At 58.9% G+C, this 17,236-nt stretch carries 15 protein-coding genes; 14 read left to right on the top strand and 1 reads right to left on the bottom strand.

Annotation, left to right across the window (positions count from 1 at the left end; genetic code table 11):
* Nucleotides 1–12: 12 nt before the first annotated feature.
* From ACOYXE_RS16850 to ispD, 14 genes are all read left to right on the top strand, one after another.
* A complete protein-coding gene (locus ACOYXE_RS16850) occupies nucleotides 13–516 on the top strand; it encodes an OmpH/Skp family outer membrane protein (RefSeq protein ID WP_007908849.1) in 504 nt (167 codons plus the stop codon).
* A gap of 3 nt (nucleotides 517–519) precedes the next feature.
* Nucleotides 520–1,575, top strand: a complete 1,056-nt coding sequence (gene lpxD / locus ACOYXE_RS16845) for a UDP-3-O-(3-hydroxymyristoyl)glucosamine N-acyltransferase (RefSeq protein ID WP_160056221.1) — start codon at nucleotides 520–522, stop codon at nucleotides 1,573–1,575.
* 106 nt (nucleotides 1,576–1,681) lie between these two features.
* Nucleotides 1,682–2,122: a 3-hydroxyacyl-ACP dehydratase FabZ gene (gene fabZ / locus ACOYXE_RS16840; RefSeq protein WP_003222142.1), complete on the top strand. Its 441-nt coding sequence runs from the start codon at nucleotides 1,682–1,684 to the stop codon at nucleotides 2,120–2,122.
* Nucleotides 2,119–2,895, top strand: coding sequence for an acyl-ACP--UDP-N-acetylglucosamine O-acyltransferase (gene lpxA, locus ACOYXE_RS16835; protein ID WP_064393182.1), 777 nt, complete (start codon nucleotides 2,119–2,121; stop codon nucleotides 2,893–2,895). The genes fabZ and lpxA overlap by 4 nt, the downstream gene beginning before the upstream one ends.
* A gap of 2 nt (nucleotides 2,896–2,897) precedes the next feature.
* Complete coding sequence (gene lpxB / locus ACOYXE_RS16830; RefSeq protein ID WP_405122231.1) at nucleotides 2,898–4,028, top strand: lipid-A-disaccharide synthase; 1,131 nt, start codon at nucleotides 2,898–2,900, stop codon at nucleotides 4,026–4,028.
* Nucleotides 4,029–4,039: 11 nt separating this feature from the next.
* Nucleotides 4,040–4,666 carry a ribonuclease HII gene (gene rnhB / locus ACOYXE_RS16825; protein ID WP_460929844.1) on the top strand — a complete coding sequence of 209 codons (627 nt, stop codon included), beginning with the start codon at nucleotides 4,040–4,042 and terminating at the stop codon, nucleotides 4,664–4,666.
* A 76-nt stretch (nucleotides 4,667–4,742) separates the two neighbouring features.
* Nucleotides 4,743–8,264, top strand: coding sequence for a DNA polymerase III subunit alpha (gene dnaE / locus ACOYXE_RS16820; RefSeq protein ID WP_160056225.1), 3,522 nt, complete (start codon nucleotides 4,743–4,745; stop codon nucleotides 8,262–8,264).
* 139 nt (nucleotides 8,265–8,403) lie between these two features.
* The gene (locus tag ACOYXE_RS16815) at nucleotides 8,404–9,351 is read left to right on the top strand and encodes an acetyl-CoA carboxylase carboxyltransferase subunit alpha (RefSeq protein WP_158960639.1); all 948 of its coding nucleotides are present in this window, start codon (nucleotides 8,404–8,406) and stop codon (nucleotides 9,349–9,351) included.
* Between the two features lie 132 nt (nucleotides 9,352–9,483).
* The gene (tilS, locus tag ACOYXE_RS16810) at nucleotides 9,484–10,812 is read left to right on the top strand and encodes a tRNA lysidine(34) synthetase TilS (RefSeq protein WP_160056227.1); all 1,329 of its coding nucleotides are present in this window, start codon (nucleotides 9,484–9,486) and stop codon (nucleotides 10,810–10,812) included.
* A gap of 274 nt (nucleotides 10,813–11,086) precedes the next feature.
* Nucleotides 11,087–12,718 carry a CTP synthase gene (locus ACOYXE_RS16805; RefSeq protein ID WP_160056229.1) on the top strand — a complete coding sequence of 544 codons (1,632 nt, stop codon included), beginning with the start codon at nucleotides 11,087–11,089 and terminating at the stop codon, nucleotides 12,716–12,718.
* A 5-nt stretch (nucleotides 12,719–12,723) separates the two neighbouring features.
* Nucleotides 12,724–13,569, top strand: coding sequence for a 3-deoxy-8-phosphooctulonate synthase (gene kdsA / locus ACOYXE_RS16800; protein WP_160056231.1), 846 nt, complete (start codon nucleotides 12,724–12,726; stop codon nucleotides 13,567–13,569).
* A 157-nt stretch (nucleotides 13,570–13,726) separates the two neighbouring features.
* Nucleotides 13,727–15,016 carry a phosphopyruvate hydratase gene (gene eno / locus ACOYXE_RS16795; RefSeq protein WP_007908839.1) on the top strand — a complete coding sequence of 430 codons (1,290 nt, stop codon included), beginning with the start codon at nucleotides 13,727–13,729 and terminating at the stop codon, nucleotides 15,014–15,016.
* 171 nt (nucleotides 15,017–15,187) lie between these two features.
* Nucleotides 15,188–15,466, top strand: a complete 279-nt coding sequence (ftsB, locus tag ACOYXE_RS16790; protein WP_007908838.1) for a cell division protein FtsB — start codon at nucleotides 15,188–15,190, stop codon at nucleotides 15,464–15,466.
* Entirely contained in the window at nucleotides 15,463–16,170 is a 708-nt protein-coding gene (gene ispD / locus ACOYXE_RS16785) for a 2-C-methyl-D-erythritol 4-phosphate cytidylyltransferase (protein WP_160056233.1), read from the top strand. Before ftsB ends, ispD begins: the two co-directional genes overlap by 4 nt.
* A 143-nt stretch (nucleotides 16,171–16,313) precedes the next feature.
* Here ispD and ACOYXE_RS16780 read toward each other — a convergent pair whose 3' ends face one another.
* Nucleotides 16,314–17,210, bottom strand: a complete 897-nt coding sequence (locus tag ACOYXE_RS16780; protein ID WP_034156318.1) for a LysR family transcriptional regulator — start codon at nucleotides 17,208–17,210, stop codon at nucleotides 16,314–16,316.
* Between the last annotated feature and the right edge of the window lie 26 nt (nucleotides 17,211–17,236).

Genomic DNA, 17,236 nt, shown 5'->3' with positions numbered 1-17,236 from the left:
TAGGAGTGCATCGTGCGTAAGTTGACTCAATTGGTTCTCCTGGCCTCCTTGATGGTGGCAGGCCCGGCATTTGCCGACATGAAAATTGCCGTTCTGAACTATCAGATGGCCTTGCTGGAATCCGACGCTGCGAAAAAGTACGCCGTGGATGCCGAGAAGAAGTTCGGTCCGCAACTGACCAAGCTGAAAACCCTGGAAAGCAGCGCCAAGGGTATTCAGGATCGTCTGATGGCCGGTGGCGACAAAATGCAGCAAGGTGAACGTGAGCGTCTGGAGCTGGAATTCAAGCAAAAGGCCCGTGACTTCCAGTTCCAGTCCAAGGAGCTGAACGAAGCCAAAGCTGTTGCCGACCGAGAAATGCTCAAGCAACTGAAGCCGAAACTGGATAGCGCAGTGGAAGAAGTCATCAAGAAAGGTGGTTTTGATCTGGTGTTCGAGCGTGGTGCAGTGATCGATGTCAAACCTCAGTACGACATCACGCGCCAGGTTATCGAGCGCATGAATCAGCTGAAGTAACCCATGACCGTGACTATCAAGCTCGGCCAGTTGGCCGAGTTCCTCGGCGCCACCCTGCGTGGCGACCCTGAGACGAAAATTACTGGGCTAGCCACTTTGCAAGAGGCTGGCCCAGCTCAGTTGAGCTTTCTGGCAAACCCTCAATATCGCAAATACCTCCCCGGCTCGCAGGCCGCTGCATTGCTGCTCAAAGAGGCCGATGCCGAAGGTTTTGCCGGTAATGCGTTGGTGGTGCCGGATCCTTACCTGGCTTACGCGCGAATCTCGCATCTGTTCGATCCCAAGCCAAAAGCCGCTGCGGGTATCCATCCGTCGGCGGTCATTGCGCCTGACGCAGTGGTTGATCCAACCGCCAGCATCGGCCCATTCGTGGTGATCGAGGCCGGTGCGCGGATCGCGGCAAACGTGGCATTGGGCGCGCATTGCTTCATCGGCGCGCGCAGTGAAATCGGCGAAGGCGGTTGGCTAGCGCCCCGCGTAACGCTGTATCACGACGTGCGGATCGGCAAGCGCGTGGTTATCCAGTCCGGTGCCGTGCTCGGCGGCGAAGGTTTCGGTTTCGCCAACGAAAAAGGCATCTGGCAGAAAATCGCCCAGATCGGTGGCGTGACCATCGGCGACGATGTCGAGATTGGCGTGAACACCGCCATCGACCGCGGTGCGTTGGCCGATACCGTGATCGGCAATGGCGTTAAGCTCGACAACCAGATCCAGATCGCCCACAACGTTCAGGTCGGTGATCACACCGCCATGGCCGCGTGTGTTGGCATTTCCGGTAGCACCAAAATCGGCAAGCATTGCATGCTGGCCGGTGGTGTCGGTCTGGTCGGCCACATTGATATTTGCGACAACGTTTTCCTGACCGGGATGACCATGGTGACCCACTCGATTACCGAGCCGGGTGCCTATTCTTCCGGTACAGCCATGCAACCGGCGGCCGAATGGCGCAAAAGCGCGGCCCGCATTCGTCAGCTCGATGACATCGCGCGACGTTTGAAACAGCTGGAAAAGCGCGTAGGGGAAGTGACCCCTGACGGCAATGCTTCATCAGATGGCTGATACCATTTCCATATCAAGTGTGCACAGCCTCTAGACTGCCTCCTTGATTTGCTAGAGGAGTGCGCGTCAGTCGCGCTCCCAATCTTTACATAGGCTTCCCCCCGAAATGATGGACATCAACGAGATTCGCGAATACCTGCCTCACCGTTACCCGTTCCTGCTGGTGGATCGGGTGGTGGAACTGGACACTGAAGGCAAGCGCATTCGCGCCTACAAGAATGTCAGCATCAATGAACCGTTCTTCAATGGTCACTTCCCTGCGCATCCAATCATGCCGGGCGTGCTGATCATCGAAGCGATGGCTCAGGCTGCCGGGATCCTCGGTTTCAAAATGCTTGATGTGAAGCCTGCCGACGGCACGCTTTACTACTTCGTCGGCTCCGACAAGCTGCGCTTCCGTCAGCCGGTGTTGCCGGGCGATCAGTTGATCCTTGAAGCCAAGTTCATCAGCTGCAAGCGTCAGATCTGGAAGTTCGAATGCCAGGCTTCGGTCGACGGCAAGCCAGTCTGCTCCGCTGAAATCATCTGCGCGGAACGCAAGCTATGAGTTTGATTGACCCTCGCGCAATCATCGATCCGTCGGCCGTTCTGGCTGATGGCGTCGAGGTCGGCCCGTGGTCGATCATCGGCGCAGGTGTGGAAATCGGCGAGGGTACCGTGATCGGGCCGCATGTCATCCTCAAAGGCCCGACCCGCATCGGCAAGCACAATCGCATCTACCAGTTTTCCTCGGTAGGCGAAGACACGCCCGATCTGAAGTACAAAGGCGAAGAAACCCGTCTGGTGATCGGTGACCACAATGTCATCCGTGAAGGCGTGACGATCCACCGTGGCACCGTTCAGGACCGTTCGGAAACCACGCTGGGCGATCACAACCTGATCATGGCTTACGCTCACATCGGGCATGACAGTGTCATCGGTAACCACTGCATTCTGGTCAACAACACGGCGTTGGCCGGCCATGTGCATGTGGATGACTGGGCGATCCTCTCCGGGTTCACCCTTGTTCACCAGTATTGCCACATTGGCGCCCACAGCTTTTCCGGCATGGGCACCGCCATCGGCAAGGACGTTCCGGCGTTCGTCACCGTGTTCGGCAACCCTGCCGAAGCGCGCAGCATGAACTTCGAAGGCATGCGCCGTCGCGGTTTCAGCGAGGACGCGATCCACACCCTGCGTCGCGCTTACAAAACCGTCTATCGCCAAGGCCTCACGGTCGAGCAGGCACTGGCCGAACTGGTCGAACCTGCTGCGCAGTTCCCGGAAGTCGCGATATTCCGTGACTCCATTCAGTCGTCGACTCGCGGCATCACTCGCTGATCATGGCCAATCTGCGTATTGCGCTGGTGGCAGGTGAAGCTTCCGGTGACATTCTCGGCGCCGGTCTCATGCGCGCGCTCAAGGTGCAGCATCCAGCCGTCGAGTTCATCGGCGTCGGCGGCCCGTTGATGCAGGCCGAAGGCCTGACGTCCTACTTTCCCATGGAGCGCTTGTCGGTCATGGGGCTGGTGGAAGTCCTCGGTCGGTTGCGCGAGCTGCTTAAGCGCCGCAAGGACCTGATCGCCACGCTGATCGCCGAGAAGCCGGATGTGTTCATCGGTATCGATGCGCCGGATTTCAACCTCAATATCGAACTCAAGCTGCGTCAGGCCGGGATCAAGACCGTGCATTACGTCAGCCCTTCGGTATGGGCATGGCGGCAGAAACGGGTGCTGAAGATTCGCGAAGGCTGCGATCTGATGTTGACGCTGCTGCCGTTCGAAGCAAAATTCTACGAAGAGAAAGGCGTGCCGGTGCGGTTCGTTGGCCACACACTGGCCGACACCATTCCGCTGGAGGCCGATCGTGCTGCGGCGCGTGCCGAGCTGGGCTTGCCTGACGGCCCGCTGGTGGCGTTGATGCCCGGCAGCCGTGGCGGCGAAGTGTCTCGACTGGGTGCGCTGTTCCTTGATACTGCCGAACGTCTGCGTGCGATGCGCCCGGGTTTGCGCTTTGTCATTCCGTGCGCCAATGCCGAACGCCGCGCGCAGCTTGAAGAGCTGCTCGCAGGCCGGGATCTGCCGGTGACCCTGCTCGATGGCAAATCGCATCTGGCTCTGGCTGCGTGCAACGCCGTGTTGATCGCCTCCGGCACCGCCACCCTTGAAGCACTGTTGTACAAGCGGCCGATGGTCGTGGCGTACCGTTTGGCACCGCTGACGTTCTGGATTCTGAAGCGGATGGTCAAGAGCCCGTACGTGTCCTTGCCGAATCTGCTGGCCCAGCGACTGCTGGTTCCAGAATTATTGCAGGATGATGCAACAGTCGAGGCGCTGGCACAGACCCTGTCGCCATTGATCGAAGGCGGCGAAGAACAGACGCGCGGCTTTGATGAGATTCACCGCACGCTGCGGCTGGATGCCTCCAATCAGGCGGCGGACGCCGTCCTTAACCTGATCGGTCAGACACGATGAGCAAGACAAGCATGCAGATGGGCCTGGATTTCACTCTGGTCGCCGAAGTCGAAGAACTGGTCGCCGGTGTCGATGAAGTCGGTCGTGGTCCGTTGTGCGGTGCCGTGGTCACGGCGGCGGTGATCCTCGATCCGAATCGGCCGATCCTGGGCCTCAACGACTCGAAAAAACTCACTGAAGCCAAGCGTGAAAAGCTCTACGACGAGATCATCGAGAAATCCCTGAGCTGGTGCATCGCTCGCGCCGAAGTCGAAGAAATCGACGAGCTCAACATTCTCCACGCGACCATGCTGGCCATGCAGCGTGCAGTGGTCGGCCTGCACATTCAGCCGAAGCTGGCGATGATCGACGGCAACCGCTGCCCGCAATTGCCGATGCGCGCCGAAGCGGTCGTGCAGGGCGACGGCAAGGTTCCAGCCATCGCTGCCGCATCGATTCTGGCCAAAGTCAGCCGCGATCGCGAAATGGCCGCCTTCGAATTGATCTACCCGGGTTACGGCATCGGTGGCCATAAAGGCTACCCGACGCCCGTTCATCTGGAAGCGTTGGTGCGTCTTGGCCCGACGCCGATTCACCGGCGCTCGTTCGCCCCGGTGCGTCAGGCTTATGAAGCGCTCGAAGGCCTGACACAGGTTTAGTCGCAAGGCTGATGTTTTGTTCGAGGCCCGGTACAATCCGGGCCTTGTTGTCTCTATGTAACTGGACAGGATCACTATGCCGGCTTCATTCGTTCATCTACGCCTGCACACTGAATACTCCCTGGTCGATGGGCTGGTGCGGATCAAGCCACTGGTCAAGGCGCTGACGGCCATGAACATGCCGGCGGTCGCGGTCACCGACCAGAACAACATGTGTTCTCTGGTCAAATTCTATAAAAACACCATGGGCGCAGGCATCAAGCCGATCTGCGGCGCCGACCTGTGGCTGTCGAACAAGGATCCGGACGCACCGCTGAGCCGGCTCAGCCTGTTGGTGATGAACGCCAAGGGCTATCGCAACCTCACCGAGCTGATCTCGCGCGGATTCATCGAAGGCCAGCGCAACGGCATGATCATTGTCGAGCGTGAATGGGTTGCTGAAGCCAACGAAGGCTTGATCATGCTGTCCGCCGCCAAAGAAGGCGAGATCGGCATGGCCATGATTGGCGGCAACCCGGCAGAAGCCGAAGTGCTGGCGCGGGAATGGATGGCGGTGTTCCCGGATCGCTTCTATCTGGAAATCCAGCGCACCAATCGTCCTAACGATGAAGAACAACTGCACGGTGCCGTCGCACTTGCCGACAAACTTGGCGCGCCTCTGGTGGCGACCAACGATGTACGTTTCATCAAGCAGGAAGACTTCGCCGCCCACGAAACCCGCGTATGCATCGGTGAGGGCCGCGCCCTCGACGATCCGCGGCGTTCGAAGAATTACAGCGATCAGCAATACCTGAAAAGCGCCGAGGAAATGATCGAGCTGTTCAGCGATATTCCTGACGCGATTGAAAACACCGTCGAGATCGCCAAGCGCTGCAATATCGAAGTCAAACTGGGCACGCACTTTTTGCCCAACTTCCCGATTCCTGATGGTATGACCATCGACGAATACTTCCGTAAAGTCTCCTTCGACGGTCTCGAAGAACGCTTGTCGGTGCTGCTACCCAAAGACACCACCGAAGACTACGAAGCCAAACGTCAGGTCTACGTCGACCGCTTGAATTTCGAGCTGGATATCATCATCCAGATGGGCTTCCCCGGCTACTTCCTGATCGTTATGGACTTTATCCAGTGGGCCAAGAACAACGGCGTACCGGTAGGTCCGGGCCGTGGGTCGGGTGCCGGGTCGCTGGTGGCCTACGTGCAGAAGATCACCGACCTCGACCCGCTGGAATACGACCTGCTGTTCGAACGTTTCCTTAACCCGGAACGGGTCTCGATGCCCGACTTCGACGTCGACTTCTGCATGGACGGTCGTGACCGCGTAATCGACTACGTGGCCGAGAAATACGGCCGCAACGCGGTAAGCCAGATCATCACCTTCGGTTCCATGGCCGCCAAGGCTGTGGTGCGCGACGTGGCGCGGGTACAGGGCAAGTCCTACGGCCTGGCGGATCGTCTGTCGAAGATGATTCCGTTCGAAGTCGGTATGACCCTGGAAAAAGCCTACGAGCAGGAAGAAATCCTCCGTGACTTCATCAAGGTCGATGAAGAGGCTGCGGAAATCTGGGAGATGGCGCGCAAGCTCGAGGGCGTCGTGCGTAACGTCGGTAAACACGCTGGTGGTGTGGTGATCGCGCCGACCAAGCTGACCGACTTCTCGCCGATCTATTGCGATGAGGCCGGCGACGGTCTGGTAACCCAGTTCGACAAGGACGACGTTGAAGCGGCCGGTCTGGTGAAGTTCGACTTCCTCGGTCTGCGTACGCTGACGGTGATCGACTGGGCGCTGAAGACCATCAACCGCGACCGCGCCAAGGTCAACGAACCGCCGCTGGATATTGCGTTTATCCCGCTGGACGACAAACCGACGTACTCGTTGTTGCAAAAAGCTGAAACCACGGCGGTGTTCCAGCTTGAATCGCGCGGCATGAAAGAGCTGATCAAAAAGCTCAAGCCCGACTGCCTCGAAGACTTGATCGCACTGGTGGCCCTGTTCCGTCCGGGGCCGCTGCAGTCCGGCATGGTGGATGACTTCATCAACCGTAAGCACGGTCGCGCCGAACTGGCGTACCCGCACTCGGACTACCAGTACGAAGGCCTCAAGCCTGTTCTGGCGCCGACTTACGGCATCATCCTGTATCAGGAACAGGTGATGCAGATTGCTCAGGTCATGGCCGGTTACACCCTCGGCGGTGCAGACATGCTGCGTCGGGCGATGGGTAAGAAAAAACCCGAAGAAATGGCCAAGCAACGCGGCGGTTTCATTGAGGGTTGCAAGACCAACAATATCGACGCCGACCTCGCCGGTAACATTTTCGACCTGGTGGAAAAATTCGCCGGTTACGGCTTCAACAAGTCTCACTCCGCTGCTTACGGTCTGGTGTCGTACCAGACCGCTTGGCTGAAAACCCATTACCCGGCGCCGTTCATGGCCGCGGTACTGTCGGCGGACATGCACAATACCGACAAGGTCGTGACCTTGATCGAAGAAATTCGCACCATGAAGCTGCGCCTCGACGCGCCGGATGTGAATACTTCGGAATTCAAGTTCACGGTGAATGATGAGGGCCGGATCATCTATGGCCTGGGCGCGATCAAAGGCGTAGGCGAGGGGCCGGTTGAGGCGATCACTGAGGCGCGTCTGGCGGGGCCGTTCAAGGATCTGTTCGATTTCTGCGCCCGGGTCGACCTCAAGCGCATCAACAAACGCACGCTCGACGGCTTGATCCGCAGCGGCGCTCTGGATCGCCTTGGCCCGTACTTCCACGATGAGCAAAAAGCCTACCAAGCCAACATCGACCGCAACCGCGCGGTGCTGCTGACAGCCATGGAAGAGGCGATCAAGGCCGCCGAACAAACTGCACGCACTCAGGACAGCGGGCACTCGGACCTGTTCGGTGGACTGTTCGTCGAAGAAGACGCTGACGTTTACGCCAACCATCGCAAGGCCAAGGAGTTGACGCTCAAGGAGCGGCTCAAAGGGGAGAAAGACACCCTGGGCCTGTACCTGACCGGTCACCCGATTGATGAATACGAAGGTGAAATCCGTCGTTTCGCCCGCCAGCGCATCATTGATCTGAAACCGGCGCGTGATACCCAGACCGTAGCGGGCATGATCATTGCGCTGCGGGTCATGAAGAACAAGAAGGGCGACAAGATGGGGTTCATCACCCTGGATGACCGCTCTGGACGCATCGAGGCCTCGCTGTTTTCCGAGTCGTTCCATGCGGCGCAGTCGTTGTTGCAGACTGACGCGATGGTGGTCGTCGAAGGCGAGGTCAGCAATGACGACTTCTCCGGCGGCCTGAAGCTGCGGGTCAAGCGCGTGATGAGCATGGAAGACGCCCGGACCAACCTCGCCGAAAGCCTGCGCCTGAAGCTGCAAACCCAGGACCTGAAAGGCGATCAGCTACGCTGGTTGGGTGATTTGCTCAAGCGTCATCGCGGCGCGTGCCCGGTGACCATGGAGTACACCAGCCCGGATGCGAAGACCTTGCTGCAGTTTGGCGAGACCTGGCGGATCGACCCGGCAGATGCGTTGATTCAAGCACTGCGTGACCAGTTCGGGCGAGACAACGTCTTCCTCCAATACCGTTGACCGGCGAGTGCCATCATTGCGCTCGCCCGCCACCTGAATTTTTAATCTCGACCTCAGCGCGCCTCTCCCTTAAGGTAGGGCGCGAATAGACAACCGGCCGACCCAAGCTCATTTGGGACACGACCCAAGACGGACGCCTATGAACCCGAATTTTCTAGATTTCGAACAGCCGATCGCCGACCTGCAAGCCAAGATCGAAGAGTTGCGCTTGGTCGGTAATGACAATTCGCTGAATATCGGCGATGAGATCTCCCGCCTGCAGGACAAGAGCAAGACGCTGACCGAAGACATCTTCGGCAAGCTGACCAGCTGGCAGATCGCACGCCTGGCGCGTCACCCGAAACGCCCGTACACCCTGGACTACATCCAGCACATCTTCACCGAGTTCGACGAACTGCACGGCGACCGTCACTTCTCTGACGACGCAGCAATCGTTGGCGGCATCGCCCGTCTGGAGGATCAGCCGGTGATGATCATCGGTCACCAGAAAGGCCGCGAAGTGCGCGAGAAGGTGCGCCGCAACTTCGGCATGCCACGTCCGGAAGGCTACCGCAAGGCATGCCGTCTGATGGAAATGGCCGAGCGTTTCAAAATGCCGATCCTGACCTTCATCGACACCCCGGGTGCCTACCCGGGTATTGACGCTGAAGAGCGTAACCAGAGCGAAGCGATTGCCTGGAACCTGCGCGTGATGTCGCGCCTGAAGACCCCGATCATCGCCACCGTTATCGGTGAAGGTGGTTCCGGTGGTGCACTGGCTATCGGTGTCTGCGATCAATTGAACATGCTGCAATACTCGACCTACGCGGTGATCTCGCCAGAAGGTTGCGCTTCGATTCTGTGGAAAACCGCCGAAAAGGCGCCTGATGCTGCTGAGGCGATGGGCATCACCGCTGAGCGCCTGAAAGGCCTGGGCATTGTCGACAAGGTGATTGGCGAGCCTCTGGGCGGCGCGCACCGTGATCCGGCTGCCGCCGCTGCATCGATCCGTGCCGAGCTGAGCTCGCAACTGGCGATGCTGAAGAAGTTCGATAACGAAGCGCTGTTGAAGCGCCGTTATGATCGACTGATGAGCTACGGTCTCTAAGTCGAGCGCAATACCCCTGTAGGAGTGAGCCTGCTCGCGATGAGGGTGTAACATTCAACCAATGTGTTGGCTGTCACACCGCTATCGCGAGCAGGCTCACTCCTACATTTGTTTTGGGGCAAAGAGTTAAATATGGGTCAGTCCATGATTGATTTGCCTTCCCGGCTGTTGCTTAACCTTGAGCCTTGGCGCAATGCCGCTCATTGGCGCATCGCGTTTTCCGGTGGTCTTGATTCCACCGTCCTGCTGCATCTGCTTGCCTCTCTGGCAAAATCTGAATCCCTCCCTGCGCTAAGCGCCATCCATATCCATCACGGCCTTCAGGCTGCGGCTGATGCGTGGCCACAACACTGCCAGTCTGTCTGCGATGCGTTGGGGGTGCCGTTGCTGATTGAGCGGGTGAGGGTGCAACCGGGCGCGAGTCTGGAGCGGGCGGCGCGGAATGCGCGATACGCCGTGTTCTGTGCGCTGACGCAAGCCAATGACGTGTTGCTCACTGGCCAGCATCGTGATGATCAAGCGGAAACGCTGTTGTTTCGATTCATGCGTGGTGCGGGTGTGCGCGGATTGGCGGGGATGCCCAAGCAGCGACCAGTCGGGCAGGGCACACTGATTCGTCCGTTACTGGATGTCTCTCGTTCCGAGCTGGAAGCGTATGCGCAGGCTCATCACTTGAACTGGATCGAAGACCCATCGAATCAGGATCGGCAGTTCTCGCGCAATTACCTGCGGCATCAGGTCATGCCGTTGCTGAGCGAGCGCTGGCCGCAAGCGCAGACAAGCATGGCTCGCAGTGCCGCGCATCTGCGTGAGGCACAGGGTCTGCTCGATGAGTTGGCGCAGATCGATCTGGCAACCGCCGCCACCGCGCATGGTTTCGAATGGCTGGGGCTGCCGTCGCTGGAACTGGCGCCGCTGGCTGTGCTGTCTGCCGCCCGCCAACGCAACGCCCTCAGTCACTGGCTGGAACCAATGACTCGCTTACCCGACACCGACCATTGGTCGGGTTGGACAAATCTGTGTGATGCCGCTGCTGATGCGGTACCGGTCTGGCGTCTGGCCGACGGCGAGTTACACCGCAGCGCCGGACGCCTCTGGTGGCTCAGCGGCTACTGGCTGCGCACGCCGATGATCGGCGGCGACTGGCAGACGCCGGCGTCAGCGCTACGCTTGGCCGATAATGGTCGTGTCGCGTTCAGCGGGCAGAGCCCTGTCGGGCCGTTGCGCATTGCCTATCGTCAGGGCGGCGAAGTCATGCATCTGGCGGATCGCGGTCACCGTGATCTCAAGCGCCTGCTCAATGAGCGCGCGGTGCCGGGCTTCGTGCGTGGCAGATTGCCGCTGCTGTTTCGTGACGATGAATTGCTCGCGGTGGCGAACCTGCCGGGACTTGATGGCCCTGCGCAGGACGGCTGGAAATTGCATTGGCTGCCAACAGACGAAGATCAAGGTTTGAGCTGAAAGGAGCATTCCGGTAGACTACGCTCCCTTCTTGATACAACTTCTGTGGATTCGCCTGAATTGCAGGAGTTGCCGATTACCAAGCAGTCTTTGCTGGGCGATTCCAAAAAATGTGTAGCGAGCAACGTACCGGTGTTTCACCTACCGGTCTGTCCCAACGCGGCGGTTTTTTTGAAAGGTGCACTGTGATTAATGCAGGTGATCGGGGGCTTCGGCCTTCCTTCGCTTTCCCCGGCGGCTCGTACCGCTTTAACGCAGACTTCTAGGGTTTTTCATGACGCGCTACATATTCGTCACGGGCGGTGTTGTTTCTTCATTGGGGAAAGGCATTGCATCGGCTTCATTGGCGGCCATCCTGGAGGCGCGGGGACTTAAGGTCACCATGCTGAAGCTGGACCCGTACATCAACGTCGACCCGGGCACGATGAGCCCGTTCCAGCACGGTGAAGTGTTCGTCACCCACGACGGCGCCGAAACCGACCTGGACCTGGGCCACTACGAGCGGTTCATCCGCACGACCATGACCCAGAACAACAACTTCACCACTGGCCGTGTCTACGAGCACGTGCTGCGCAAAGAGCGCCGTGGTGACTACCTGGGTGCAACCATCCAGGTGATTCCGCACATCACCGACGAAATCAAGCGCCGCATCATCAAGGGTGCCGGTGACGCTGACGTGGCGATGGTTGAAATCGGTGGCACCGTCGGTGACATCGAGTCGCAACCGTTCCTCGAAGCCATTCGTCAACTGCGTTTCGAAGTCGGCGCCAAGCGCGCGATGCTGATGCACCTGACTCTGGTGCCGTACATCGCCACCGCTGGCGAAACCAAGACCAAACCAACCCAGCACTCGGTAAAAGAGCTGCGTTCGATCGGTCTGCAGCCAGACGTGCTGGTGTGCCGTTCCGATCACCCGATCGACATCTCGTCGCGTCGCAAGATCGCCCAGTTCACCAACGTTGAAGAGCGTGCGGTAATTGCGCTGGAAGACGCCGACACCATCTACAAGATCCCGGGCATCCTGCACTCGCAAGGTCTGGACGATTTCGTCGTTGAGCGTTTCGGTCTGCAATGCGGCAGCGCTGATCTGTCCGAGTGGGAAGCGGTGGTTGACGCCAAGCTGAACCCGGAGCACGAAGTGACCATCGCCATGGTCGGCAAGTACATGGAGCTGCTGGACGCCTACAAGTCGCTGATCGAAGCGATGAGTCACGCCGGCATCAGCAACCGCACCAAGGTCAATCTGCGTTACATCGATTCCGAAGACATCGAAAACCAGGGCACTGCGCTGCTCGAAGGTGTTGATGCGATCCTCGTGCCGGGCGGCTTCGGTCTGCGCGGAGTGGAAGGCAAGATCACTGCGGTTCAGTACGCTCGCGAACACAAGGTTCCGTACCTGGGTATCTGCCTCGGCATGCAAGTGGCGGTCATTGAGTTCGCCCGTAACGTGATGGGCTGGAAAGACGCCAACTCCACCGAGTTCGATCGCGCCAGTGGCCATCCGGTTGTCGGTCTGATCACCGAGTGGGAAGACGCGACCGGTGCCGTTGAAGTGCGTACCGAATCGTCCGACCTGGGCGGCACCATGCGTCTCGGCGCTCAGGACTGCCTGCTCGAAGCCGGCTCCAAGGTGCACGACTGCTACGGCAAGGACGTGATTGTCGAGCGTCACCGTCACCGTTACGAAGTGAACAACAACCTGCTGCCACAACTGATCGAAGCCGGCCTGAAAATCTCCGGTCGCTCCGCTGATGCTGCGCTGGTTGAAGTGGTGGAAGCGGCCGATCACCCATGGTTCGTCGCTTGCCAGTTCCACCCTGAGTTCACCTCGACACCACGCGATGGCCATCCGCTGTTCAGTGGTTTTGTCAAAGCTGCGTTGGCTCAACACCAGAAGAAGGCGTAACCCCGATGGCACAGAAGATCATCCGCGTCGGCGACATCGAGATTGCCAACGACAAACCCATGGTGCTGTTCGGCGGCATGAACGTGCTGGAAAGCCGCGACATGGCCATGCAGGTTTGCGAAGAGTACGTGAAGGTTACCGAAAAACTCGGCATCCCTTACGTGTTCAAGGCCAGCTTCGACAAGGCCAACCGTTCTTCTGTGGCCTCTTATCGTGGTCCTGGCCTGGAAGAGGGCATGCGCATCTTCCAGGACATCAAACAAGCCTTCGGCGTGCCGATCATCACCGACGTCCATGAGCCTGATCAGGCCGCGGTCGTCGCTGAGGTCTGCGACATCATTCAACTGCCGGCCTTCCTGTCGCGCCAGACCGATCTGGTCGTCGCGATGGCCAAGACCAATGCAGTGATCAACATCAAGAAAGCCCAGTTCCTCGCGCCTCAGGAAATGAAACACATCCTGAACAAGTGCGTCGAAGCGGGTAACGATCAACTGATCCTCTGCGAACGTGGTTCGAGCTTCGGCTACAACAACCTCGTGGTCGACATGCTCGGCTTCGGCATCATGAAGCAGTTCGAGTACCCGGTATTCTTCGACGTGACCCACGCGCTGCAAATGCCGGGTGGTCGTGCCGACTCCGCCGGCGGTCGCCGCGCACAGGTTCTGGATCTGGCCAAGGCGGGCATGAGCCAGTCGTTGGCAGGTCTGTTCCTCGAAGCGCACCCGGATCCGGACAACGCCAAATGCGATGGCCCTTGCGCCTTGCGTCTGGACAAACTGGAGCCATTCCTGGTCCAGCTCAAAGCGTTGGACGAACTGGTTAAGAGTTTTCCGACGGTAGAAACCGCGTAACACTCAATTCTCCGGTAAAGTACCGCACGATTTGTCGCTCATGCCCTCGGGCATGAGCGTTATCGTCTGCAAGTCTGCCCGCTGCACACCCCTTGCCGACGGTAAAAAGATTTCCTCTAGCTGCGTCGTTTTCGTCAACTTTGGAGTGTTTACAACAATGGCAAAAATCGTCGACATCAAAGGTCGTGAAGTTCTCGACTCCCGTGGCAATCCCACCGTGGAAGCGGACGTGCTTCTCGACAACGGCATCATCGGCAGCGCTTGCGCGCCGTCCGGTGCATCCACTGGCTCGCGTGAAGCGCTCGAGCTGCGTGATGGCGACAAGAGCCGTTACCTGGGCAAGGGCGTGCTCAAAGCGGTAGCCAACATCAACGGTCCGATCCGCGATCTGCTGCTGGGCACCGACCCAAGCGACCAGAAAGCCTTGGATCACGCGATGATCAAGCTCGACGGTACCGAAAACAAGGCAACTCTGGGCGCCAACGCCATCCTCGCCGTGTCCCTGGCTGCGGCCAAGGCGGCTGCGCAGGATCAGGACCTGCCGCTGTACGCACACATCGCCAACCTCAACGGCACCCCGGGTGTGTACTCGATGCCGGTGCCGATGATGAACATCATCAACGGTGGCGAGCACGCCGATAACAACGTCGACATCCAGGAATTCATGGTGCAGCCGGTTGGCGCCAAGTCGTTCTCGGAAGGTCTGCGCATGGGCACCGAGATTTTCCATCACTTGAAAGCTGTACTGAAGGCTCGTGGCCTGAGCACTGCCGTTGGCGACGAAGGCGGTTTCGCACCGAACCTGGCGTCCAACGAAGACGCGTTGAAAGTGATCTCCGAAGCCGTTGCCAACGCCGGTTACAAGCTGGGCACCGACGTGACCCTGGCGCTGGACTGCGCGGCCAGCGAATTCTACGAAGACGGCAAGTACAACCTGTCCGGCGAAGGCCAGGTGTTCACCGCTGAAGGTTTCGCTGACTACCTCAAAGGCCTGACCGAACGTTATCCGATCATCTCGATCGAAGACGGTCTGGACGAGTCCGACTGGGCTGGCTGGAAGATCCTCACCGACAAGATCGGCGAGAAGGTTCAACTGGTCGGCGACGACCTGTTCGTGACCAACACCAAGATCCTGAAAGAGGGCATCGATAAAAACATCGCCAACTCGATCCTGATCAAGTTCAACCAGATCGGCACCCTGACCGAAACCCTGGAAGCCATCCAGATGGCCAAGGCTGCCGGTTACACTGCAGTGATCTCGCACCGTTCGGGCGAAACCGAAGATTCGACCATTGCCGACCTGGCCGTTGGCACCTCGGCTGGACAGATCAAGACCGGTTCGCTGTGCCGTTCCGACCGCGTTTCCAAGTACAACCAACTGCTGCGTATCGAAGAGCAGTTGAATGGCAAGGCCAAGTACAACGGTCGCAGCGAATTCCGCGGCTAAGTACAAATCGATGGAAGGACACCGGATTGTGTCGAAAAAGTCGTGACAGCGATGGATTTGCCACTAATCTGATGCCTTAACAGCACAAGCCTGGGTCTTCCAGGCTTCGTGCTATCAGATGCTTCAAAGTTTTGGCGTGGCTGTCTTTTTTCACTGGATACCTGATATTCGATGCGCAGTCCTTACTGGTTGTTTCTCGTTTTGCTCTTGCTACTGGCCGGTCTGCAGTACCGCCTGTGGGTGGGCAATGGCAGTCTGGCGCAAGTCGCCGAGCTGAATCAGCAGATTGCTGATCAACACGCCGAGAACGAAGGTTTGCTGGAGCGCAACCGAGTGATGGACGCTGAAGTCAGCGAGTTGAAAAAGGGCATGGAGACCGTTGAAGAGCGGGCTCGTCACGAACTGGGCATGGTCAAGGACGGCGAAACCCTTTACCAGTTGGCCCAATGATCAATTCCCTGCCGGCCTTCTGGGCCGTGATTCCTGCCGCGGGCATCGGTGCCCGAATGGCCGCGGACCGTCCCAAGCAATACCTGCAACTGGGCGGGCGCACAATTCTCGAACACAGCCTCGGCTGTTTCCTCGATCACCCAAGCCTTAAAGGGCTGGTGGTCAGTCTTGCGGTTGATGATCCTTACTGGCCGAACCTGGCCTGCGTCAGCGATCCGCGAATTCAACGCGTTGAAGGCGGGGCCGAGCGCTCCGGCTCGGTACTCAATGCCTTGCTGCATTTGCATGCGCAGGGTGCCGATGATGAGGATTGGGTGCTGGTGCACGATGCGGCACGGCCGAATCTGAGTCGTGAAGATCTCGACAAGTTACTGGATGAGCTGGCGGATGATCCGGTGGGCGGTTTGCTCGCGGTGCCGGCGCGCGACACGTTGAAGCGGGTCGACAAGCACGGTCGGGTTGTTGAGACAGTGGATCGCAGCGTGATCTGGCAGGCGTATACGCCGCAGATGTTCCGCCTGGGTGCGTTGCATCGGGCGCTGGCGGACAGTCTGGTTGCTGATGCTGTGATTACCGATGAGGCTTCGGCTATGGAGTGGGCAGGTCTCAAGCCGCGTCTGATTGAAGGGCGGGCGGATAACCTCAAGGTGACCCGGCCTGAAGATCTGGAGTGGTTGCGCCAGCGTTGGGCGAATCGCCGCTGAGTGCAGTGGCGCTTTTCTGATTGCATTCGTGAGCAGGCTCGCTCCCACATTTGATTTGCGCCTGACCCCAAATTTGCATTCACCGCCGATCCCCTGTGGGAGCGAGCCTGCTCGCGAAAGCGATAGTTCAGGCAACCCATCACTCAGCTTCGATATTCGGGCCTCTCAGCCAACCCTTCCTTAAGAAAATCCACCAACTTGCGCACCTTCGGCGACAAATGCCGCTGCTGCGGGTAAAGCGCCCACACCGCCGTATTCGGCGGCTGATGCGCCTCCAGCAGCGAAATCAACGCGCCACTGTGCAAATGTTCCAGCACGTAATAGTCAGGCAACTGACATAACCCCACGCCTTGAAGCGCCGCATCCAGCACCGCTTGCCCACTGTTGCAGCGCCAGTTGCCCTGCACCCGCTGGGAAAATTCCCGCCCGTTTTGCTCAAGCTGCCAGATGTCCGAGCTGCCGATCAGGCAATTGTGCCGACTCAATTCCGACAAACTATGTGGGCGCCCATACCGCTCAACGTAGGACGGTGAAGCACAGAGAAACATGCGGCGAGGCGCCAAGCGCGTCGCGACCAAGCGCGAATCCTGAAGCCGCCCCAAGCGAATCGCCAGATCCAACCCCTCATGTACCAGATCGAGCTGGCGGTTGCTCAGTTCGATATCGATGCGCAGCTGCGGATACAGGCCCATGAATCGCGTCACCAGCGGCACGATAAAGCGTTCGCCATACGCGACGGCGCAGGTCATGCGCAGCATGCCTTTCGGTTCGCTGGTCAGATCGCCGACGGCGCGCAATGCTTCCTCGCGACCGTCCTGCAAGCGTTGGCAATGTTGCAGAAAGGTCTGCCCGGCCTCGGTCAGCGTCACCCGACGGGTACTGCGATAGAGCAGGCGCGTCTGTAAGCGTTCTTCCAGCCGTACGATTTGTCGACTGATGTGCGAGGACGAAACCCCGAGACGTTCGGCGGCGGCAGTGAACTGGCTGCATTCAGCAACGGCGACGAACTCGTCGATGCCTTCCCAGCGATTTTCGGACATCGGGATTATCCCTGTGTGGCAATAAT

This window comes from Pseudomonas sp. MC6, from assembly GCF_054790575.1.
Note: the sequence above shows the minus strand (reverse complement) of the source record. Positions and strands in the feature narration are given on the sequence as shown.